Origin of the sequence: Streptomyces sp. NPDC005302, from assembly GCF_040607345.1 — a bacterium.
Lineage (GTDB): Bacteria > Actinomycetota > Actinomycetes > Streptomycetales > Streptomycetaceae > Streptomyces.
The window spans coordinates 254731-276590 of sequence record NZ_JBEXGN010000004.1; the positions used below are offsets into that span (position 1 = coordinate 254731).

Genomic DNA, 21860 nt, shown 5'->3' on the forward strand with positions numbered 1-21860 from the left:
CGGTACGCGGGAGCCGTGCGCCGGAAGCCGTGGCCTCCGCCCGATGCCGTCCGGTGCCGCCCGCTGCCGCCCCACGGCACAGTGGAGCACACCCGCGCTCAAGCGTGCCCTCACCTGCGGGAATCCCCGGTTTCCACGGCACCGCGTGCCTGAGGGCGAGGCACGCCGTGCCGACTTTTCCGATCTGAAGAGGTTTTCTCCCGGAACCCTTTGATCGATCATCGATCAGGGAGTTACAGTCACCGACGGGCTCCCACCCGAGCCCGCCGCCCTGTCCTGCCAAAGACCAAGGGCACCCCCGAAAACCCCTTGCCGATGAGGGAACCCCCCTCCGCATCCGGAAGGCGGCGCAATGACCGACCCCACCGCTATCCAGCCGAGCGAGCTCGACCAGCTCCCGGACCGCGACCCCGAGGAGACCGCCGAATGGCAGGCCTCCCTGGACGCCGTCACCCAGGCGGCCGGGCCGCACCGTGCCGCGTACCTGATGCGCCGCACCCTGGAGCGTGCCGAGGGCAACGGCCTCGCGCTGCCCAAGCTGCTCGAGACCGACTACGTCAACTCCATCCCGACCTCCGCCGAGCCCACCGTGGACGGCGACGAGGCGATGGAGTCCCGGATCACCGCATGGAACCGCTGGAACGCGGCCGCGATGGTCTCCCGCGGCGCGAAGCACGGCGTCGGCGGCCACATCGCCACCTTCGCCTCCGCGGCCTGGCTCTACGAGACGGGCTTCAACCACTTCTTCAAGGGCAAGGAGTCGCAGGAGTCCCCCGGATCCGGCGACCAGCTCTACATCCAGGGCCACGCCTCCCCCGGCATCTACGCCCGCGCCTTCCTCGACGGACGGCTGAACGAGCAGCAGCTCGACAACTTCCGCCAGGAGTCGGGCGGCAACGGCCTCCCGTCGTACCCGCACCCGCGCCGGCTGCCCTGGCTGTGGGAGTTCCCGACCGTCTCCATGGGCCTCGGCCCGCTGTCGGCGATCTACCAGGCCCGCTTCAACCGCTACCTCACCAACCGCGGCATCAAGGACGTCTCGGCGTCCCACGTGTGGGCGTTCCTCGGTGACGGCGAGATGGACGAGCCGGAGTCGACCGCGGCACTCGCACTCGCCGCCCGCGAGGGTCTCGACAACCTGACCTTCGTCATCAACTGCAACCTCCAGCGCCTCGACGGCCCTGTGCGCGCGAACTTCAAGATCGTGCAGGAGCTGGAGGCCCAGTTCCGCGGCGCCGGCTGGAACGTCGTGAAGTCGCTGTGGGGCAACGCCTGGGACGAGCTGTTCCGGCTCGACACCACGGGCGCGCTCGTCCGCCGCCTGCGCCAGGTACCCGACGCGCAGGTGCAGACGTACCAGACCCGCGACGCCGCCTACATCCGCCAGGACTTCTTCGGCGCCGACCCGGCGCTCGTCGAGATGGCGAAGCTGCTGAGCGACGACAAGATCCTCGAGTGCTTCCACCTCTCGCGCGGTGGCCACGAGGCCCGCAAGGTCTACGCCGCGTACCGGGCCGCCGTCGAGCACAAGGGCGCGCCGACCGTGATCCTGGCCCAGACGGTCAAGGGCCACACCCTCGGCGAGGGCTTCGCGTCGAAGAACGCCAACCACCAGATGAAGAAGCTGTCGACGGACGAGTTCAAGCAGATGCGTGACCTGCTCGAACTGCCCATCTCCGACAGCCAGTTCGTCGACGGCGTGGTCCCCTACGGCCACCCGGGCGCCGACGCCCCCGAGGTCCGCTACCTCCAGGAGCGGCGCGCCGCCCTCGGCGGTCCGGCCCCGGCCCGCCGCACGCACCCGCTGGCCCCGCTGCCCGCCGCCGCCGACAAGACGTTCGCGTCCTTCGACAAGGGCTCCGGCACGCAGAACCTGGCGACGACCATGGCGTTCGTCCGCCTCGTCAAGGACCTGGTCCGCGACAAGGAGACCGGCAAGCGCTGGGTGCCGATCGTCCCCGACGAGGCCCGTACCTTCGGTATGGAGTCGCTCTTCCCGTCGCTCGGCATCTACTCGCCCAAGGGCCAGACGTACGAGCCGGTCGACCGCGACCAGCTGATGTACTACAAGGAGGCCAAGAACGGCCAGATCCTCAACGAGGGGATCACCGAGGCCGGTTCGATGGCCGACTTCATCGCCGCGTCCACCGCGTACGCCACGCACGGCGAAGCGATGATCCCGTTCTACATCTTCTACTCGATGTTCGGCTGGCAGCGCACGGCCGACCAGATGTGGCAGCTCGGCGACCAGCTCGGCCGCGGCTTCCTGGTCGGCGCCACCGCCGGCCGGACGACGCTGACCGGTGAGGGCCTCCAGCACGCCGACGGCCACTCCCCCGTCATCGCCGCCACCAACCCGGCCGCGCTGTCCTACGACCCCGCGTTCGCCTACGAGATCGCGGCGATCGTCAAGGACGGTCTGCGCCGGATGTACGGCGAGGCGGCCCCGGGCGAGGACGCGAACGTCTTCTACTACCTGACCGTCTACAACGAGCCGATGCCGCAGCCCGCCAAGCCGGCCGGTGTCGACGAGGGCATCCTCAAGGGCCTGTACCGCTTCAACACGGCGGAGTCGGCCGGTGTGAACGTGGCCGCCGCGAACGCCCCGCGTATCCAGCTGCTCGGCTCCGGCACGGCGATCCACTGGACGCTCGCGGCGCAGAAGCTGCTCGCCGAGGAGTGGGGTGTGGCCGCCGACGTGTGGTCCGCGACCTCCTGGACCGAGCTGCGCCGTGACGCGCTGGAGGCCGACGCGGCGCTGCTGCGCGGCGAGGAGCGGGTGCCGTTCGTCCGTCAGGCGCTGCAGGGCGCCGAGGGCCCGGTCCTCGCGGTCTCCGACTACATGCGCCAGGTCCCGGACCAGATCGCGCAGTGGGTCGAGCAGGACTACTCCTCGCTCGGTGCCGACGGCTTCGGTCTCTCCGACACCCGCGCGGCGGCCCGCCGTCACTTCGGTGTCGACGCCGAGTCGATCGTCGTCGCGGCGCTGGCGCAGCTCGCCCGCCGCGGTGAGGTCAAGGCGTCCGCGGTCAAGGAGGCCCGGGAGCGCTACGGCCTGTAGGCCTCGGCCGCGACAGCGGCGGTAGGCACAGCAGCAGTCAGGACGATTCGATGAGGGGCACGGCGTTCGCCGTGCCCCTCATCGGCGTTCCGCCGTGGCCGGGGTGTCAGCGGTCCGTCCCCTCGTTGTCAGTGGGGCCCGGCATCATGAACGCATGCGTGCTGCTCGTCTGATCAAGATGGTGCTGCTGCTCCAGACCAGGGCGTCGATGACCGCCGCCGAGCTGGCGCGGGAGCTGGAGGTGTCCGAGCGCACCATCACGCGGGACGCGCAGGCGCTGTCCGAGGCGGGCGTCCCGGTGTACGCGGACCGTGGCCGGGCCGGCGGTTACCGCCTGGTCGGGGGCTACCGCACCCGACTCACGGGGCTGGCGCGCAGCGAGGCGGAGGCACTGTTCCTGAGCGGGGTGCCGGGGGCGCTGCGCGAGATGGGCCTGGAGGACACGGCGTCGGCGGCGAGGCTGAAGGTGTCGGCGGCGCTGCAGCCCTCCGTGCGGGACGCCTCGCGGACGGCTGCGCAGCGTTTCCATCTGGACGCGCCCGCCTGGTTCAGCGAACCGCAGACGCCCGAGCTGCTGCCGTCGGTCGCGGACGCGGTGTGGGACGACCGTCCGATCGTCACGCGGTACCGGCGGGACGCCTCGGAGGTGGAGCGGACGCTCGACCCGTACGGTCTCGTCCTCAAGGCGGGCCTGTGGTACCTCTGCGCACGTGTGTCCGGGACGGAGGCCTTCCGGGTGTACCGGATCGACCGGTTCACCGCCGTCGAACCCGGCGCGGAGCGGTTCCGGCGGGAGGACGGGTTCGACCTGCCGGGGTTCTGGGCGGAGCGGGCCGAGGAGTTCGCCCGGTCCATCCTGCGCGCCGAGATCGCCGTACGACTGTCCCCGGACGGCGTCCGCCGGCTGCCGTACGTGCTGGATCCGGCGACCGCGAAGGAGGCGCTGGGCGCGTCCGGGGTGCCCGACGGGCGGGGCTGGGTGGGCCTCACGCTGCTCATGGAGTCGGAGGACGTCGCCCGCGCCCAGCTGCGCGGACTGGGACCGGAGGTGGAGGTGCTGGCCCCCGCGTCGCTGCGGGAGCGCTGCGCCGAGGACGCCGCCCGGTCTGCCGCGCTCTACCGGTGATCGCGGTCCGTGGAGGGCCGTGGCCGCACGCCGCTTGAAATCCGTACGAACCCGGCGGTTTTACCTTCGGCATGTGCACGCATAACAATCTGCGCCACTCCGCGTGCGTCGCTCCCGCGCAGGCCCGATGCTTGACCCGTGATGGACGAGACGGAGTTCTGGCAGCTGGTGGATTCGACCCGCGAGACTGCCGAGGGAGACCCCGAGGAACAGGCCGACCTGCTGGTCGAGCGGCTCGTCCAGCTGGATCCGGACTCGGTGCTGGACTTCGCCCGGCACTTCGAGTCCCGCTACAACCGCGCCTACCGCTGGGACCTGTGGGGTGCCGCGTGGGTGCTGCTCGACGGGGCCAGCGACGACGCCTTCGACTTCTTCCGGTGTTGGCTTATCGGCCAGGGCCGGGAGGTCTTCGAGGGCGCGATGCACGACCCCGACACGCTCGCCGAGCTGCTGGACGACTTCGACGAGGAGATCGACGGCGACGGTGAGGAGCTCGGGTACGCGGCGGACGAGGCCTATGAGCAGCTGACCGGAGCCGTGGCTCCGGATCTCGGCATTCCGGCCGCTGCCTCCGAGCCCGCGGGCACCCCGCTCGACTTCGAGACCGAGTCCCTCGTCGCGGAGCGTTACCCGAAGCTGTGGGAGCGGTTCCGCGAGAGTTGACGGCGGACCTGCCCGAAGGAGGACCCGGGTTTCTGTCCGGGTCCTCCTTCCTGTGTGCCGCGCCCGCCGGCCGCGGCATCAGGCCGTCGTGCGGCGGCGGGCGAGGTCGGCGGGCAGGTAGGTCCGCGGCTGCTCGACCCGCACGGCGTGCCGCAGCGGGGCCGCGTTGGCCCGGTCCAGCGCCGAGGCCGTGACCGCCGCCGGGCCGAGGAGGACCGTCGCCACCGCGCAGGCCACCACCCAGGGGCCCCGCACGGCCTTCGTCCAGCCGGCCGCCCGCTCAGGCGCCTCCGCCCGTTCCGGGCTCCCGCTCCTCCCCCGGCACCCGGTGCGCGCCTCACGCCGGGCGCGGCGCGGGTGTCCGACGTGAGGCGGGTGAGCCGGGGCCGCCGGGTGCCCTGGGTTCTCCGGCCGACTGATCCTCATGATCCCCACCTCCGGTCAGTGCGTACGACGATGCTGCGCCGCTCGGCGGTGGGGAGCCTGTGAACGGCCTGCGGCGTGCCTGTGACCGGTCGGGCGGGCGCGTACGGGACGAGGCCGCGGGACGGGGCGCGGGTCGGCGGCGGGGTGGTCAGCGGCCCTGGTATCTGGCGGCCTCGGCGCGGATCTCGGGGAGGCGGGCGGTGAGGGCGGCGCCGGGGCAGCTCGTCTCGAAACCGTCGTTGTGCCCGGCGATGGTGGGCAGGACGGCGGTGCTGCCCTTGGCGTAGCGGCTGAGGCTGTTGCTGGAGGTGAGGCGGACGGTGCCCCGCGGGTCGACGCCGCTGAGACCGAGTTTCCAGGCGGCGAGGCGGGCGATGGCGTCGGTCATGGCCTTCGGCACCGGGGTGCCCGCCGTGAAGGTGCCGATCGCGGCGATCCCCGCGGTGCGGTGGTTGAAGCCCTGGGCGTGGGCCCCGGTGACGGGCCGGTCGACGCCGCCCGCGCGGCCCTCGTAGATCGTGCCGCAGCGGTCGACGAGGAAGTTGTAGCCGATGTCGTCCCACTGCTTGGCGCCGGTCTGGCCCGCGTAGAGGTCGCCGATGATGCGGGGCACGTCGGCGCAGTCGTAGCCGTTCGGCGAGTCGGTGTGGTGGACGAAGACCGCGACGACGCGGTCGTCGTAGCGGGGCGGTGGCTGCTGGTGCGGGCTCGCGGAACCGAGCCACTTCGACCGCGGCACGATCGGTGGCCGCTCGACAGGGCGTTCCGCCGCCGCGCGGGCCGTCACCGGTGGCGGGACGGCGGCGCGGGTCGCGGTGCGGTCCACGCCCGCCGCGCAGGTCACGAGCGCCGTGACGGCGAGGAGGCCCGGCACGCAGGCCAGCAGGACGAGGGCCGGTTTCGGCAGCGCCGCCCAGGGGCGGCGCGGACTCCACGGTCCGGGGGGCCGGGGCTCGCGCCCCGATGGTATTCGGGCCCCGTTCGCCCGGTGTTCCGGGCGTCCGTGGCCGACGGGGCGGGGTTCTCGCCGCCCGTTCCGTATTCGAGGCCCCCGAGTCTTCCCGAAGACACGCATGGACCCACCCTGACCCGGATCCGCGCGGGCCGCGATGTGTGGTGTGCCACCCGGTGGAACCATCGGGCGTGTCCGGGACGTTTTTACAGGTCCACGGGTGTGTGGTCGTTTCCGCGGCACCACACGCGCGTGGCTGATCAATGGGCCCGCCCGGCGCGTACTAAGGGGCCCCAGAGAAAGGCGGCTCCGTGGACGTGCTCGACCTCCTGCTGATGCTGGTCATCCTGGCCTACGCGGCGTCCGGGTACCGCCGTGGCCTGGTCGCCGGCTGTGTCTCGCTGGCAGGCTTCGTGGGCGGCGCCGTGATCGGCGTGTGGGTGCTGCCCTGGATGATGGAGCTGGTCACGGCGGGCACCCCGGCGGCGACGGTCACGGCGGTGCTCACGGTGCTGGTGCCGGCGGTGGTGGGTCACGAGCTGGCCGGGCGGCTGGCCCTGAAGCTGCGGCGGGAGCTGGACCGGGGACCGCTGCGGGTGGCGGACGGGATCGGCGGGGCCGCGGCGAACACCCTGGCGGTGCTGCTGGTGGCCTGGGTGGCCGCGAGCGTGCTGGGCGCTTCCTCGTCACCGGTGGTGACGCAGTCGATCCGCAACTCGGCACTGCTGGGCGCCGTGCAGAAGACGATGCCGGAGACGACGCCGACGTGGTTCTCGCGCGCCACCTCGGCGCTGACGGAGGCGGGCTTCCCGCAGGTCTTCAACCCCTTCGAGAACGAACCGACGGCGGGTGTCGCGCGCCCCTCCGGCGACAGCGTGACGCCGTCGGCGACGAACGCCGCGAAGCTGAGCACGGTGAAGGTCGAGGGCGTCTCGGGCAACCAGGGCCGCGAGGGCAGCGGTTTCGTGTACTCCGCGCAGCGTGTGATGACCAACGCCCACGTGGTGGCGGGCATCGACCGGCCGACGGTCCGGGTGGGCGGGGTCAGCCGGCCCTATCCGGCGCGCGTGGTGCTGTTCGACCCGCAGAAGGACGTCGCCGTGCTGTACGTGCCGGGTCTGCGGGCCCCCGTGCTGCACTTCGACGGGGTGGCCTCACGCGGCGACTCCGCGGTGGTCGCGGGCTATCCGCAGGACGGCGGCCTCGACCTCCAGGCGGCCACGGTGGCGAGCCGGATCAACGCGACGGGCCAGAACATCTACAACTCCGGCACGGTGACGCGCGAGATCTACTCGATCCGCTCGACGGTCCGCCCGGGCAACTCCGGCGGCCCCCTGCTGACCACCGACGGCAAGGTGTACGGCGTGGTCTTCGCCCGGTCGACCTCGGACAGCGAGACGGGGTACGTGCTGACGGCGCACGAGGTGGCGGGCGACGCCCGCAAGGCGACGCACGCCACGGCCCGCGTCGACACGGGCGACCTGGTCACGTCCTGACCCCGGCTGGGGCCCGACCCCGGCGCCGGTTCCCACCCGGGCCCCGCTGCTCCCCGGCGCCGGGGGACCGGCGGCTCAGAAGTGGGTGCCGCCGTCGACGCGCACCTCGGTGCCCGTGATGAACCGGCCGTCCCGCGAGGCGAGCATGGCGACGACACCGGCGACCGCCTCGGGGCCCGCGAAGCCCTCGCCGAGGGCCGGCGCCAGTTTGGTGAACAGGCTCAGGTCGGCGTCGGCCGGAAGTCCGGGGCCGACGCTCCGCCGGCTGGCGCCCGAGCCGTCGGTCATGCCCGAGGAGATCGAGCCGGGCTGCACGGCGGTGAAGCGCACGCCCTGCTTGCCGTACTCGCTCGCCAGGGCGTGCGTCATGGACTGGATGCCGCCCTTGGAGGCCGCGTACGCCGCCATGTAGGGGTGGGCGAACGCCGCCGAGGTCGAGCTGAAGTTGACGACGGCGGGGTCCTGTCCGGCCGTCAGGTGCGGCAGCGCCTCACGGATCATCAGGAACGTGCCGGTCAGGTTGACGGCGATGACCTGGTTGAAGTCGGCCAGCGGCATCGTGTGGGTGTGCGCGGAGCGCAGGATCCCGGCGGCGTTGACGAGCACGTCCAGACCGCCGAGGACGCGTACGGCCTCGGCGACGGCGGCCCGTACGGATGCCTCGTCGGCGATGTCCACGACGACGGTGGTCAGCCGCCCGACGTGGGCGCCCGCCCTGGCCACGGTGTCGGCGAGACCCGCCTCGCTCACATCCGCGGCGACGACGTGTCCGCCCTCGGCCAGCATGCGCTCCACGGTGGCCTGGCCTATGCCGGAGCCGCCTCCGGTGACGAGCGCACGGCGTCCTTCGTATCGGTTCATGGTGGGTCTCCCGGTCCTCGGGCCGCCGCCGGCTCTCCCGGCACCGGCCGCGGCAATGCGGTGATACGGCGTTACGTCCTGCACAGTACGTCGATGTGGCACGTTTTGCCATCACGGCGAAATGTGCCCCTCGCCACGTTCGCGGCGTACGCTGTGCCCGTGAGCAGCCAGCCGTCCCCGGCCCCCGAACCCCCCGCCCCCTCGCTGACCGAACGGCGCAAGGCCGCGACCCAGCTCGACATCGCCCGCGCGGCGGCGGAGCTCTTCACGGAGTTCGGTCCGGACGGCACCACGGCCGAGGACATCGCCCGCCGCGCCGGGGTGGCCCTGCGCACCTTCTACCGCTACTTCCGCAACAAGCAGGACGCCGTGGGCCCGTTGCTCGCGTCGGGCGGCGACCGCTGGCGCGCCGTGCTCGCGGCGGCCGAGCCGGGCACGGCGCTGCCCGAGGCGCTGGAGCGGGCGACGGTCGAGGCGTTGTCCGCGCCGGACGCGCGCGCGGTGGACGGGCTGGAGCAGACGCGGGCGCTGCTGCGCGCGGCTGTCGACGACGCGGCGCTGCGGGCCGTCTGGTACCGGGTGAACCAGGAGTCGGAGGAGCGGCTGATCCCGGTGGTGGCCCGGCTCTCGGGCGCCGGCGCCGACCCGCTGGAGGTCCGGCTCGCCGCCGCGGCGGCCACCGACGCCGTCCGGGTCGCCCTGGAGACCTGGGCGGCCACGGACGCCGCGGCCGACGGCCCGGGCTCCCCCGCCGAGCTGGCGGTCCGCTGTCTGCGTCATCTCCTGGGCGGGACGCGCCCGTCGCTCACCGCGGGCGGGAACTGACGGACGCGCGCGGGGTCTTCGGCGCGCCCGGCCGGGAAGGGAGCAGGTCGGCGCGCGCGGTCCGACCGGAGGGACGCGCGTCGGTCAGAGGGACCGGCCCATGAGGACGTCGTCCACGTAGACCCCGTCCAGCAGGAACTCCTCCCGCAGGACTCCTTCGACGACGAAGCCCTCGGACGCGTACAGGCCGCGGGCCGGGGCGTTGTGGCCGAGCACCCGCAGCGTGATGCGCCGGGCGCCCTGACCGCGGGCCTCCTCGCACACGGCCCGCAGCAGCGCGCGGCCCACCCCGGCACCGCGCGCCTCGTCGGCGACGGCGAGTCCGAGGATCTGCCGGACGTGCGCGTTGCAGGCGAGCGGGGTCGGGAAGCCCAGCCGGATGTACCCGACGACCCGGCCGTCGAGTTCGGCGACGAGATGGTCCCGGGGGCCGAACCGCTCGCTGTAGAACGGCTCGTACGGCGGCTGGGGCCGCGCCATGACGGCGTGCAGCGTCGACCAGGTGTCACGGTCGAGCCTGCCGAGCGTGTCCTCGTCGTCGAGGGTGGCGGTACGTATGTGCGGTGCGGCTGCCATGCCGATCACTGTACGGCGGCCGTACGGAGGTCCGTTCCGGGATTTCCGCCGCCTTCCGGGCAGGATGGACCCATGAGCGACTCCCCCCTCCCCCCGGGTTCCCGTATCGCGATCGCCGGCGCGTCCGGCCTCATCGGCTCCGAACTCGCGCGCTCCCTGAGGGCGGACGGACACGACGTGGTCCGGCTCGTGCGTCACTCCCCCCGTTCCACGGACGAGGTGCGCTGGGACCCGCAGCGGCAGCGGATCGACGCGGCCGGGCTCCTCGGGTGCGCCGCCGTGGTCAACCTGGCCGGCGCCGGGGTCGCTTCACGGCCGTGGACCCAGGCCTACAAGAAGCAGATCCGGGACAGCCGGGTGCTCGGTACCGCGACGCTCGCCGAGGCGGTCGCCTCGCTCGACGAGCCGCCGCGGGTCTTCGTGAACGGCAGCGCGATCGGTTTCTACGGGGACACGGGCAGCCGCGCGGTCGACGAGTCGGCGCCGCCCGGCGAGGGGTTCCTCTCCTCGGTGTGCGTGGAGTGGGAGGAGGCGACGGCTCCCGCGCGGGAGGCCGGAGTGCGCACGGTGCTGCCCCGGACCGGGCTCGTGGTGTCCCGGGCGGGCGGGGCCTGGGCGAAACTGTTCCCGCTGTTCAAGGCGGGCCTCGGCGGCCGGCTGGGCGACGGCCGCCAGTACTGGAGCTTCATCGCCCTGCACGACGAGGTGGCCGCGATCCGGCACCTCATGGACACGGAGTCGGTGTCCGGGCCGGTGAACCTGACGGCACCCGACCCGCTCACCAACCGGGAGATCACCGAGGCCATGGGCAGGGTCCTGCACCGCCCGGCCCTGCTGGCCACGCCCGCTCCGCTCATGCGCCTCGCCCTCGGCGAGATGTCCGGGGAGATCCTGGGCAGCCAGCGCGTGCTGCCGACCCGACTCCTGGAGTCGGGCTTCACGTTCGCGTTCCCGTCGATCGACGGAACACTGCGGGCCGCTCTGGGCTGAGCCGGGAAGGGGGAGCGCTCACGCCGGGCGCGCCCCCACCCGGCCGCTCCACCGGGCCGATCGGCCTCCCCCCGGCGCGCACATGCACCCCCCGTGCCCCCGTGCACGGCTGCCGCGCGGCTTCCGCCGGGGGCGCGGGCCTCGCACCCTCGATCCGAACTCGGGTATTTCTGACGCCTGTTGGGGGCATGACGTCCCCACCGGCCGCGCAACCTCGAGGAGGGGCACGTGCTAGAGCCCGCACGCCAAGCCGCGCACAGGGCGGCGATGGCGGAAGACGCAGAAGATGCGGATGTCGTGGTGGTGGGAGCCGGTGTCGCCGGTCTCGCGGCCGCACGACATCTGACCGGGGCGGGGCTGAGGACCGTCGTCCTGGAGGCCGCCCCCCAAGTGGGCGGCCGGATGTCCACGGAGAAAGTCGACGGCTTCCGGCTTGACCGGCTCGGCCGGCTCCTGTCCACCTCCTACCCGGAACTGCGCCACACCCCGGGACTGGACGCCCTGGCCCTGCGGCCGTTCTCGCCCGGCGTGCTCCTGCACAGCGACGGCCACCACCACCGGGCCGTCGCACCCGGCTCGCCGCGGAGCGCAAGGGGCGCACTCACCACCGCACGCGCCCTCGCGAGCGCCCCCCGGCTGCAGCTGGCCCGTCCGGCACGCGGCACCTCCCGGCCCGGACCGCTCGGCGGCGCGCTGGACCAGTCCCGTCTGGCGATGGCCCTCGGGCGGCTCGCCGCCACCGAGCCGGAGCGGCTCCTCGCGCGCCCCGACCTCACAGCGGCCCGTTCGCTGACCGCCCGGGGCCTGCCGGCCCGTACGGTCGACGGCTTTCTGCGCCCCCTCCTGGCCGCCCTGCTCTGCGACCCGGAGCTCGGGACGTCCAGCCGGTGCGCGGACCTCGCCCTGCACTCCTTCGCCACGGGCCGGCTGTGCCTGCCCGAGGGCGGGGCGGACGCGCTCCCGGAACTGCTCGCGGCCGGCCTGCCGCCGGGCACCGTGCACACGAACGTCGAGGTCACCGCCGTCTCCACGACCACCGTGTCGACGCGGGAGCACGGCGAGATCCGCTGCCGGTCCGTCCTGCTGGCGACCGGCGCGCGGGCCGCCGCGGACTTCCTGCCGGGGCTGCACGTCCCCGCCTTCCATCCGGTGACCGTCCTGCACCACACCATGGACGAGCCTCCGCTCACCGACCCGGCCCTCCTGCTGGACGCCGACCGGAGCGGTCCGGTGGCCCACACGGCGGTCGTCAGCCAGGTCGACCCGACGCGGGCCCCGGCGGGCCGCGCCCTGGTCTCCTCGACCGTGCTCGGCACCCCGCCCGGCGCGGCCCACCTGGACGCGACGGTCCGCGCCCAACTGGCCCGCCTCTACGGGACGTCGACGTCCCGCTGGGAACTGCTGGCGGTCCACCACGAACCCGAGGCGGTCCCGGCGATGCCTCCCCCGCACGACGCGCGGCGCCCGGTGCGGCTGCTGGCGGGCCTGTACGTGTGCGGCGACCACCGGGACACCAGCACCGTCCAGGGCGCGCTGCACTCGGCCCGGCGGGCCGCCCACGCCCTCCTGAGGGACCTGGACGTCCGCCCGGTCCCGTCGGCGGAACAACTGGAATCCGCGGCCGCCTGACCCTCCCCGCCCCGGGAGTGCGCGGCGGGGCACGGCGAGCTTCCCGGTCTCCGGCACCCCAGGCCGGAGACCGGGGACGACCGCCGCGGTCCCCCTGGCTCAGCTCAGCGTGGACACCTTGTCCCGGTATCCGCGCACGGGCGCCGCGTCCTTGTACGGTTCGAGCCGCTTCTCGAAGTCCCGTACGTACTCGACGGCCCGCGCCGAGCGCATCTCCGCCGCCTGACCGGCCGCCTCCGCGCCCAGCAGACAGGCCTGGTCGAGCTCACCGAGCCCGAGCCGGGCCGAGGCGAGCACCACCCGGCAGAACAGCCGGCTGCGGGCGTACCCGGGCGCGCGCAGTTGCAGGGAGCGCTCGGCGTGCTGCGCGGCGGCCCGGAACTGCTGGAGGTCCCGGTGGCAGTGCCCGAACTCGTCGGCGAGCTGCGCCTCGTCGAAGAAGCGGGCCCAGTGCGGGACCTCGTCGCCGGACCGGGACGCCTCCAGCGCCCGTTCGGCCCGGACCAGCGAGGCCGTGCAGGCCCGCACCTCGCCGAGCACACCGTGCCCCCGTGCCTCGACGGCGTGCAGCAGCGCCTGCACCAGGTGCGGTCCCGACGAACCGAGTCCCTGCTGGGCGACCCGGGCGAGCTGCACGGCCTCCCGCCCGTGCCCGAGGTAGACCGCCTGCCGGCTCATCGTGATGAGGACGTACGCGCCGTACACCCGGTCACCCGCGGCCTGCGCGAGCCGCAGCGCCTGGACGAAGTACCGCTGGGCGAGCCCGTGCGCGCCGATGTCGTACGAGGTCCAGCCGGCGAGCCGGGTGAGGTCGGAGGCGGCGGCGAACAGGTGCCGGCCGGTCTGCTCGCCGTACGCGCCGCGCAGCATCGGTTCGGTCTCGTGCTCCAGGTAGCGCACCAGTGCCTGCCGGGCGTGGCCGCCGCCGTATGCATGGTCGAGGGCGCGGAAGAGCTCGCCGACCGAGCGGAGGGCGGCGATGTCCCCTCCTGTGACCCGCTGCCCGGGACCGCGCTCGGTGCGGGCGCGCCGGGCCGGGGGGACGCCCGGTTCGGGCGGCGCGGTGAGCCGGGGGATCGCCGGGCGGCCCTGGGGAGGCACCCGGGAGGGCTGGTCGCCGTGGGCGACGCGGTCGTCGGCCCGGCCGATCAGCCAGTCCCGGCTGGGGACGACGAGTCCGGCCGGGGTGAAGGCGATCTTGCGGAGTTCGGCGTGACTGCCCGAGTCCTTGCGCCACAGGCCGCTGACGATGTCGACGGCCTCCTCCGGGGAGGCGGCGAACTCCAGCCCGGCGTAGACGGGCGCGCAGGCGTCGAGTCCGAGGTCCTGCGCGGTCAGGCGCCGGCCGAGGCGGCGGGTGAAGACCTCGGCGATGAGCGCGGGCGTGGTCCCGCGGGGCTGCTGTCCCCGCAGCCACCGCGTCACCGATGTCTTGTCGTATCTGAGGTCGAGTCCGTGTTCCAGACCGAGCTGGTCCACGCGACGGGCGAGACCTGCGTTGGAGAACCCCGCTTCTGCGATGAGCGCGGCGAGCTGGCGGTTGGGAGTGCGCTGCGCGGGTCGTTCCGTCATCTGCGGTGCGGTCTCCTGCCTTTCGGGTCACCAAGGGGCCTCGGGGCGGCGTGGAGCGTGCTCGGGCCGCCCCGAGGCCGCCTGGTGCCCGGATTGCCTGTGAGCAGCCCTTATGGCCTCGTGAACGGCGCGAATGTAGCGGAGCGTGAGCACGTCATCGCACACTTCGACATTCATTCATCCGATCGTGTGAGGATTGACCGTCGGGCTGACGCGTTTCGGCCGGACGTACAGTGGCGTGGGCGCCGACGGACCTGACGAAAGGTTCTTCCGCGTGCCGCGCACGGGGCCACCACCGCCCCGGGAAGCTTCGAGGGAGGCGCTTGCCGTGAGTGAGTTGCGGTTCGTCCGCATGGGATTCGGCGACGAGGCCGTCGAGTACCAGGAGGCGTGGGACGAGCAGCGCCGCGTGCACGCCGCGCGGTTCCTGGACGAGATCCCCGACACCTGTCTGCTCCTGGAGCACCCGCCGGTCTACACGGCGGGCCGGCGCACGGCGGACAACGAGCGGCCCCTGGACGGCACGCCGGTCATCGACGTGGACCGCGGCGGCAAGATCACCTGGCACGGCCCGGGCCAGCTCGTCGGCTACCCCATCCAGAAACTCCCCCGCCCGGTGGACGTCGTAGCACACGTGCGCCGGCTGGAAGACGCCCTTATCCGTACGTGTGCCGAGTTCGGGCTGGAGACCAGCCGGGTCGAGGGCCGCAGCGGTGTGTGGATCCTCGGCGACGCCAAGGACCCCGCCGAACAGCGCCCGGCGCTCGGCGGCCTCTCCCTGGACTTCGACCCGAGGCTCCAGGACGAGGAGTTCGACCCCCGGCTCAACGGCCCGGAGTACGCGCCCTCCAACGCCGGCCAGCGACGCGAGGACCGCAAGATCGCCGCGATCGGCATCCGCGTCGCCAAGGGCGTCACCATGCACGGCTTCGCGCTGAACGTGAACCCGGACAACGCCTGGTTCGACCGGATCATCCCGTGCGGCATCCGCGACGCGGGCGTCGCCTCCCTCGCGGGCGAACTCGGCCGCGACGTGACCATCGCCGAGGTCCTCCCGGTGGCCGAGCGGCACCTGCGGGACGTCCTGGAGAACGCCGAGCTGCAGCCGCGGACCGTGGAACGGACGCCGGCCTAGAGACCCGCCCCCGCCCGGGGGCGGCCGTACGGGAATGGACCCCTGTTCCCGAAGGTTGCCCACCCCGGGGGCCGAGAACCGCACGGGCGTACCCTGGTGTACGCCGAAGAATCGAAGCTACAGGGAGCCGATGTGTCCGCAGTCGCACCCGACGGACGCAAGATGCTGCGCCTGGAGGTCCGGAACAGCCAGACCCCCATCGAGCGCAAGCCCGAGTGGATCAAGACCCGGGCGAAAATGGGCCCCGAGTACACGAAGATGCAGGCGCTCGTGAAGAGCGAGGGCCTGCACACCGTCTGCCAGGAGGCGGGCTGCCCCAACATCTACGAGTGCTGGGAAGACCGCGAGGCCACCTTCCTGATCGGCGGTGACCAGTGCACGCGGCGCTGCGACTTCTGCCAGATCGACACGGGCAAGCCCGAGGCGCTGGACCGTGACGAGCCGCGCCGTGTGGGCGAGTCCGTCGTCACGATGGACCTGAACTACGCCACCATCACCGGCGTCGCCCGCGACGACCTGGAGGACGGCGGCGCCTGGCTGTACGCCGAGACGGTCCGCCAGATCCACGCCCAGACCGCGGACCGCGGGACCGGCCGCACCAAGGTCGAGCTGCTGGCCCCGGACTTCAACGCCGAGCCCGAGCAGCTCGCCGAGGTCTTCTCCTCGCGCCCCGAGGTGTTCGCGCACAACGTCGAGACCGTCCCGCGGATCTTCAAGCGCATCCGCCCGGGCTTCCGCTACGAGCGCTCGCTCAAGGTCATCACCGAGGCCCGTGACTACGGTCTGGTCACGAAGTCGAACCTGATCCTCGGCATGGGCGAGACCCGCGAGGAGGTCAGCGAGGCGCTCCAGCAACTGCACGACGCGGGCTGCGAGCTCATCACGATCACGCAGTACCTGCGGCCCACCGTGCGCCACCACCCCGTGGAGCGCTGGGTCAAGCCGCACGAGTTCGTGGAGCTGAAGGAGGAGGCCGAGGAGATCGGTTTCTCCGGCGTCATGTCGGGTCCGCTGGTCCGTTCCTCGTACCGCGCCGGCCGGCTTTACCAGATGGCCGTCGAGAAGCGCGGCGCCTACGTCGCCTCCCAGGCGGTCTGATTACGCCGAACGGGAAGCGCTCGCGATATTTTGCGAAACGAAGGCGGTGGCACTGAGTGCCACCGCCTTCGTGTGAGTCCGCGCACAGCCAACTCACCGTTCACACCGGCCCGTTCACGGCCGTCGCGGCCATTCGCGCAGTTGGAGACGCCAGCGCGAAGGCGCCGGAAATACGACCCCGGGCATCAAGGTTTCATTGGTGTTTGACCGGTCGGTCACGCCCTGGTAACACCAATCAGTGACCCTTGTCCTACACCCCGTACCGTTCCGCTCGAGCCGCCTATCCCGAGGGGGGACCTCCACCATGCAGGCCGCGCCCGTTCGCGCCACCGCGATCCCGTCGTTCACCGATGCACTCCGTGCCGTCGAGTCGCTGCTCATGAGCAGTGGTCAGCGCACCGCCCGCCGCAACGCGTGGACCTCCGTCCTGGAGGACCGGCGCCGCGCGAAGGACCGGGTCGAGGCACAGCTCGTGCTGGAATCCGTTCTCACGCGCCCCTGACCCCCGGCGCCGGGACCCAACGGACCCGCTCGCCCGGTACTGCCGTCGAAGGCGCTTCCCGGGCCACGTAGACTTCCTGGCATGGCGAGGAAGGAACCCGCAGCGGACGCTGCGAACCCCGGGCGACTCAAGCAGATCGTCCAGACGTACAAGATGACCCGCAAGGCCGATTCGGTGATCGGTCTTGTACTCGCGGCTGTCGGAATTGTCACCTTCGGTGTCATCCTCGCGATCGGCTTCTTGATCGGCCACCCGGTCTATCTCGGCATCCTCGGGCTCCTGCTCGCCTTCCTCGCGACGGCGATCGTCTTCGGGCGCAGGGCCGAGCGGGCCGCCTTCGGGCAGATGGAAGGGCAGCCCGGCGCAGCCGCGGCGGTGCTCGACAACATCGGCCGAGGCTGGACCACGACTCCGGCGGTGGCGATGAACCGCAGCCAGGACGTGGTGCACCGCGCGGTCGGCAAGGCCGGCATCGTGCTGGTCGCCGAGGGCAACCCGAACCGGGTGAAGAGCCTGCTGGCCGCCGAGAAGAAGAAGATGGCGCGGATCGTCTCGGACGTTCCGGTGCACGACATCCTCGTGGGCACGGGCGAGAACACGGTGGAGCTGAAGAAGCTCCGTACGACGATGCTCAAGCTGCCGCGCGTCCTCACCGGCCCGCAGGTCACCGCGACCAACGACCGGCTGCGCGCGATGGGCGACCTCATGAGCAACATGCCGCTGCCGAAGGGCCCGATGCCCAAGGGCATGCGGATGCCGCGCGGCGGCAAGGGCCGCTGACGCTCCTCTCGGAACCAGAACGCCGATGGGGCGCCCGGAGACTTCTCCGGGCGCCCCATCGGCGTTCGTGCGTCGTGTGCGCCGTGCTCCGGGATGCCGCTGCGGGCCGCCCGGCGGAGAGAGATCGCTCACTTCCCGAGCGGGCGGGGTCACTCACGCGCGACCTTCCGGTGCGAGCGGACAGGGACCGGTCGGGAAGGACCACGGACAGACAAGGACCGGTCGGGAAGGACCGCGGGCGGTCAGGGGGCGGTCGGGACCGGTCGTCCGTGACGGGAACGCGGCAGCCCACGGCGGCCGGGCTCATGCAGCGGCCGGCGGGTCGGCGCCGTGCGCGTCAGGCGCGGACCTCGATCGTGCGGGCCAGCCGGTCGTGCAGGCCGCGGCCGTCGCGGTCCCAGATCAGCGCCGGGACGGCCACGCACAGGAGCGCGGTGCGCAGCAGGACGCGCAGCGGGTTCAGCCGGCCGCCGCCCTCGGGGACGACACGCAGGCCGAACAGGCGCTTGCCCGGCGTGAAGCCGAGCGTACCGACCGTGAGCAGGCCGAGGACGAAGAAGACGAGGAGGGCCCAGTTGCCCGTGGCCTGGTCGTAGCCATGGGTGAGCAGCCCGTATGCGATCAGGAGGCACAGGCCCCAGTCGACGACGAGGGCGCCGAGCCGGCGGCCGGGGCGGGCGATCGAGCCCGGTCCCTGCTCCGGCAGTCCGAGCTGTTCGCCGCGGTATCCGAAGTCGACACCGGCGTCCTCGGCGGCCGCGCGGGGTCCGGAGAGCCACGATCCGATTGCTTGCCTGTTGTCCACGTGTCCACGGTACTGTGCCCGTTTTGGCCTGTGGACAGGAGGGGCCGTACGGGCCCGGGTCGGTTAACTTGGGCGAAACAAATGGGTCACGCTTGAGAAATCCCCCGTCCCTATGGTCGGCTCCAGCGTGTGCCACCGCACTGGCCGCACGAACGAACTACCACCCCGGTCCACAGTGGGCGGGAGTAGGAGGAGCTGGATGTTCCAGAACGCCGACGAGGCCAAGAAGTACATCGCGGACGAGGACGTCAAGTTCGTCGATGTCCGCTTCTGTGACCTGCCGGGTGTGATGCAGCACTTCACGATCCCGGCCGAGGCCTTCGACCCGGCCGAGGAGCTCGCGTTCGACGGCTCCTCCATCCGCGGCTTCCAGGCCATCCACGAGTCCGACATGGCGCTCCGCGCCGACCTGTCCACCGCGCGCGTCGACCCCTTCCGCCGCGACAAGACGGTCAACATCAACTTCTTCATCCACGACCCGATCACGGGCGAGCAGTACTCCCGTGACCCGCGCAACGTGGCCAAGAAGGCCGAGGCCTACCTCGCGTCGACCGGTATCGCCGACACGGCGTACTTCGGTCCCGAGGCCGAGTTCTACGTCTTCGACAGCGTGCGCTTCAAGACCGCCGAGAACGAGTCCTTCTACCACATCGACTCCGAGGCGGGCGCCTGGAACACCGGTGCGGTCGAGGACAACCGCGGTTACAAGGTCCGCTACAAGGGCGGCTACTTCCCGACCCCGCCGGTCGACCACTTCGCCGACCTGCGTGCGGAGATCTCGCTGGAGCTGGCCGCGTCCGGCCTCCAGGTCGAGCGCCAGCACCACGAGGTGGGCACCGCCGGCCAGGCCGAGATCAACTACAAGTTCAACACGCTGCTCGCCGCGGCCGACGACCTCCAGCTCTTCAAGTACATCGTGAAGAACGTCGCCTGGCGCAACGGCAAGACCGCGACCTTCATGCCGAAGCCGATCTTCGGTGACAACGGCTCGGGCATGCACGTCCACCAGTCGCTGTGGAGCGGCGGCTCCCCGCTGTTCTACGACGAGGCCGGATACGCGGGCCTGTCGGACATGGCCCGCTACTACATCGGCGGCATCCTCAAGCACGCCCCGTCGCTGCTGGCGTTCACCAACCCGACGGTGAACTCGTACCACCGTCTGGTCCCCGGCTTCGAGGCCCCGGTCAACCTGGTGTACTCGCAGCGCAACCGCTCCGCGGCCATGCGTATCCCGATCACGGGCTCCAACCCGAAGGCCAAGCGCGTCGAGTTCCGCGCGCCCGACTCCTCCGGCAACCCGTACCTCGCGTTCTCGGCCCTGCTCATGGCCGGCCTGGACGGCGTCAAGAACAAGATCGAGCCGGCCGAGCCGATCGACAAGGACCTGTACGAGCTGGCTCCCGAGGAGCACGCGGGCGTCGCCCAGGTGCCGACCTCGCTCCCGGCCGTCCTCGACCGCCTCGAGGCCGACCACGAGTTCCTGCTCGCCGGCGACGTCTTCACGTCCGACCTGATCGAGACGTGGATCGACTACAAGCGCACGAACGAGATCGCCCCGCTGCAGCTGCGTCCGCACCCGCACGAGTTCGAGCTCTACTTCGACGTGTAGACCTCGCCCCACCAGCGACACCACCGGCCGTGTCCTTCCTCCGGGAGGGGCACGGCCGTCGTGCTGCCCGGGCCGGTGCGGGTGTCGGAGCGGCGTAAGTAAGTGGCTCTTGACAGGGGAGTTCTTTGCCCGGTGCGGGGGGTATCGGCACCTGTTCATGGGGGGTGACGGGAGCACAATGGACAGCGGGGCGAGTGCCTGAGCTGCGGGGTGATGCGAGATGCAGAGCCGTTTCCGGAACGATCGGCGGCTGACCGTGAGGATGACGGTCACGCTGTTCCTGCTCGGACTGCTGTACGTGGCGTTCGTCGCCGCGCTGATCGTGCTGCTGAAGTCGTGGGTGCTGGTCGTGGTGATCGCGGCCGGGGTGCTGATCGCGCAGTACTGGTTCTCCGACCGGATCGCGCTGTACGCCATGCACGGGCGGATCGTGGAGCGTGAGGAGTATCCGCAGCTGCACGGGGTGGTCGACCGGCTGTGCGCGGTGGCCGACATGCCCAAGCCGCTCGTCGCCGTGTCGGACATCGACATGCCGAACGCGTTCGCCACCGGGCGCAACGCCGACCACGCGGTGCTCTGCGTGACCACGGGTCTGCTGCGGCGGCTGGAGCCCGACGAACTGGAGGGCGTCCTCGCGCACGAGCTGTCGCACGTGGCGCACAAGGACGTCGCCGTGATCACCGTGGCGTCCTTCCTCGGTGTGCTCGCCGGTCTCATCGTGCGGTTCGCGTTCTACTCGCAGCTCTTCGGCGGGCGGGGCCGCAAGGACCAGAACACCGTGGCGATCTTCATGGCGGTGATGGCGGTGTCCGCGGCCGTGTACGCCCTCAGCTTCCTGCTGATCAGGGCGCTGTCCCGGTACCGCGAGCTGGCCGCCGACCGGGCCGCGGCCCTGCTCACCGGTCGCCCCTCGGCGCTCGCGTCGGCCCTGACCAAGGTCACCGGGGACATCGGCCGCATCCCCACGAAGGACCTGCGTACGGCCCAGGCCTTCAACGCCTTCTACTTCACCCCGGCGTTCGGCCGGGAGCCCGGCATCGCCAACCTCTTCTCCACCCACCCCAGTCTCGAACAGAGGCTCGAACAACTGGCCCGCATCTCCGTCGAGCTGGGCGAGCCCGCGGTGCCGGACGCGATCGCCCCGACTCCCGGAGAGGCCGTCTGACCGCATGGGGTTCCTGGACATCCTGCTCGGCCGGAGCAAGCCCGTCGCTCCGGACCTCGACCGGCTCTTCGGGCTGCCGTCGGCCGCGGTGACCCTGGAGGCGGCGGCCGGTTTCACCCCGACCGGCACCGGCGCGGTGTGCTTCGCGTCCGTGGAGGGCGCGGCCTTCGCCGAGGCCCACCGGGAGGCGCAGGCCCTGCTCGACGCGGACGCCGAGCGGTCGGGACCACCGGTGGAGGTCGGCCGGGACGAGTACGGGTACTCGTGGCTGGTCTCCCGCCGGACCCCCGACGACCTCCCCGCGCTGGTGAGTGATCTGCACGCGGTCAACAGCGCCCTGGAGAGCACCGGCTTCGGGCCGCAACTGCTCTGCTCCGTGGCGGCGTTCCAGGACAGCGGGCAGCGCCACCTGGGCCTCGTCTATCTGTACAAGCGCGGGACCTTCTACCCCTTCGCGCCGCTCGCCGGAGCGGGCGAACGGCGCGACAACGCGCTGGAGCTCCAGATCAAGGCGGTGCTCGCGAGCGACCTGCGGGTCGAGGAGGACCTCGGCCGCTGGTTCCCGATCTGGGGTGCGCCGGGGCTGTGA

Annotated in this window: 20 protein-coding genes; 14 read left to right on the forward strand and 6 right to left on the reverse strand. The window is 72.2% G+C overall.

Annotation, left to right across the window (positions count from 1 at the left end; all coding sequences use genetic code 11):
• Positions 1 to 352 precede the first annotated feature (352 nt).
• The 3 genes from aceE to ABZT74_RS07865 all read left to right on the forward strand — a co-directional run bounded on the left by aceE (position 353) and on the right by ABZT74_RS07865 (position 4850).
• Positions 353 to 3061, forward strand: a complete 2709-nt coding sequence (gene aceE, locus ABZT74_RS07855; RefSeq protein ID WP_356165772.1) for a pyruvate dehydrogenase (acetyl-transferring), homodimeric type — start codon at positions 353 to 355, stop codon at positions 3059 to 3061.
• A gap of 154 nt (positions 3062 to 3215) precedes the next feature.
• Positions 3216 to 4187 carry a WYL domain-containing protein gene (locus tag ABZT74_RS07860; protein ID WP_356165775.1) on the forward strand — a complete coding sequence of 324 codons (972 nt, stop codon included), beginning with the start codon at positions 3216 to 3218 and terminating at the stop codon, positions 4185 to 4187.
• Positions 4188 to 4328: 141 nt separating this feature from the next.
• Positions 4329 to 4850: a DUF4240 domain-containing protein gene (locus ABZT74_RS07865; RefSeq protein WP_355870727.1), complete on the forward strand. Its 522-nt coding sequence runs from the start codon at positions 4329 to 4331 to the stop codon at positions 4848 to 4850.
• Between the two features lie 78 nt (positions 4851 to 4928).
• Here the strand turns inward: ABZT74_RS07865 and ABZT74_RS07870 are convergent, their stop codons facing one another.
• Both ABZT74_RS07870 and ABZT74_RS07875 read right to left on the reverse strand, forming a co-directional pair.
• On the reverse strand, positions 4929 to 5105 hold the full coding sequence (locus ABZT74_RS07870) for a hypothetical protein (RefSeq protein WP_356165778.1): 177 nt from the start codon (positions 5103 to 5105) through the stop codon (positions 4929 to 4931).
• A gap of 319 nt (positions 5106 to 5424) precedes the next feature.
• Positions 5425 to 6150: a peptidoglycan recognition protein gene (locus tag ABZT74_RS07875; RefSeq protein WP_356165781.1), complete on the reverse strand. Its 726-nt coding sequence runs from the start codon at positions 6148 to 6150 to the stop codon at positions 5425 to 5427.
• A gap of 389 nt (positions 6151 to 6539) precedes the next feature.
• On the opposite strand from ABZT74_RS07875, the gene ABZT74_RS07880 reads away from it, so the two are divergent.
• A complete protein-coding gene (locus tag ABZT74_RS07880) occupies positions 6540 to 7724 on the forward strand; it encodes a MarP family serine protease (RefSeq protein ID WP_355870476.1) in 1185 nt (394 codons plus the stop codon).
• 75 nt (positions 7725 to 7799) lie between these two features.
• Here ABZT74_RS07880 and ABZT74_RS07885 read toward each other — a convergent pair whose 3' ends face one another.
• Positions 7800 to 8585 (reverse strand): SDR family NAD(P)-dependent oxidoreductase, encoded by a 786-nt coding sequence (locus ABZT74_RS07885; protein WP_356165784.1) that lies wholly within the window; start codon positions 8583 to 8585, stop codon positions 7800 to 7802.
• Between the two features lie 159 nt (positions 8586 to 8744).
• Here ABZT74_RS07885 and ABZT74_RS07890 point away from each other — a divergent pair, with 159 nt between their 5' ends.
• Complete coding sequence (locus ABZT74_RS07890) at positions 8745 to 9410, forward strand: TetR family transcriptional regulator (RefSeq protein WP_356165787.1); 666 nt, start codon at positions 8745 to 8747, stop codon at positions 9408 to 9410.
• An 84-nt stretch (positions 9411 to 9494) separates the two neighbouring features.
• Here ABZT74_RS07890 and ABZT74_RS07895 read toward each other — a convergent pair whose 3' ends face one another.
• Positions 9495 to 9986, reverse strand: coding sequence for a GNAT family N-acetyltransferase (locus ABZT74_RS07895; protein ID WP_355870468.1), 492 nt, complete (start codon positions 9984 to 9986; stop codon positions 9495 to 9497).
• A gap of 72 nt (positions 9987 to 10058) precedes the next feature.
• Between ABZT74_RS07895 and ABZT74_RS07900 the strand changes: the two genes are divergently transcribed.
• Both ABZT74_RS07900 and ABZT74_RS07905 read left to right on the forward strand, forming a co-directional pair.
• Complete coding sequence (locus tag ABZT74_RS07900; RefSeq protein ID WP_356433735.1) at positions 10059 to 10976, forward strand: TIGR01777 family oxidoreductase; 918 nt, start codon at positions 10059 to 10061, stop codon at positions 10974 to 10976.
• 267 nt (positions 10977 to 11243) lie between these two features.
• Positions 11244 to 12605 (forward strand): NAD(P)/FAD-dependent oxidoreductase, encoded by a 1362-nt coding sequence (locus tag ABZT74_RS07905; protein WP_356433736.1) that lies wholly within the window; start codon positions 11244 to 11246, stop codon positions 12603 to 12605.
• A 99-nt stretch (positions 12606 to 12704) separates the two neighbouring features.
• Here ABZT74_RS07905 and ABZT74_RS07910 read toward each other — a convergent pair whose 3' ends face one another.
• The gene (locus ABZT74_RS07910; protein WP_355870461.1) at positions 12705 to 14177 is read right to left on the reverse strand and encodes a regulator; all 1473 of its coding nucleotides are present in this window, start codon (positions 14175 to 14177) and stop codon (positions 12705 to 12707) included.
• Between the two features lie 328 nt (positions 14178 to 14505).
• Between ABZT74_RS07910 and lipB the strand changes: the two genes are divergently transcribed.
• The 4 genes from lipB to ABZT74_RS07930 all read left to right on the forward strand — a co-directional run bounded on the left by lipB (position 14506) and on the right by ABZT74_RS07930 (position 17692).
• Positions 14506 to 15312 carry a lipoyl(octanoyl) transferase LipB gene (gene lipB, locus ABZT74_RS07915; protein WP_355870459.1) on the forward strand — a complete coding sequence of 269 codons (807 nt, stop codon included), beginning with the start codon at positions 14506 to 14508 and terminating at the stop codon, positions 15310 to 15312.
• 132 nt (positions 15313 to 15444) lie between these two features.
• Positions 15445 to 16410: a lipoyl synthase gene (gene lipA / locus ABZT74_RS07920; protein ID WP_355870456.1), complete on the forward strand. Its 966-nt coding sequence runs from the start codon at positions 15445 to 15447 to the stop codon at positions 16408 to 16410.
• A gap of 304 nt (positions 16411 to 16714) precedes the next feature.
• Positions 16715 to 16912, forward strand: a complete 198-nt coding sequence (locus tag ABZT74_RS07925) for a hypothetical protein (RefSeq protein ID WP_081216839.1) — start codon at positions 16715 to 16717, stop codon at positions 16910 to 16912.
• An 81-nt stretch (positions 16913 to 16993) separates the two neighbouring features.
• On the forward strand, positions 16994 to 17692 hold the full coding sequence (locus tag ABZT74_RS07930) for a DUF4191 domain-containing protein (protein WP_355870454.1): 699 nt from the start codon (positions 16994 to 16996) through the stop codon (positions 17690 to 17692).
• 337 nt (positions 17693 to 18029) lie between these two features.
• Here the strand turns inward: ABZT74_RS07930 and ABZT74_RS07935 are convergent, their stop codons facing one another.
• A complete protein-coding gene (locus ABZT74_RS07935; protein WP_355870451.1) occupies positions 18030 to 18497 on the reverse strand; it encodes an RDD family protein in 468 nt (155 codons plus the stop codon).
• Positions 18498 to 18696: 199 nt separating this feature from the next.
• On the opposite strand from ABZT74_RS07935, the gene glnA reads away from it, so the two are divergent.
• From glnA to ABZT74_RS07950, 3 genes are all read left to right on the forward strand, one after another.
• The gene (gene glnA, locus ABZT74_RS07940; protein ID WP_355870449.1) at positions 18697 to 20106 is read left to right on the forward strand and encodes a type I glutamate--ammonia ligase; all 1410 of its coding nucleotides are present in this window, start codon (positions 18697 to 18699) and stop codon (positions 20104 to 20106) included.
• 220 nt (positions 20107 to 20326) lie between these two features.
• On the forward strand, positions 20327 to 21271 hold the full coding sequence (gene htpX / locus ABZT74_RS07945) for a zinc metalloprotease HtpX (RefSeq protein ID WP_356165796.1): 945 nt from the start codon (positions 20327 to 20329) through the stop codon (positions 21269 to 21271).
• Positions 21272 to 21275: 4 nt separating this feature from the next.
• Complete coding sequence (locus tag ABZT74_RS07950) at positions 21276 to 21860, forward strand: hypothetical protein (protein ID WP_356433737.1); 585 nt, start codon at positions 21276 to 21278, stop codon at positions 21858 to 21860.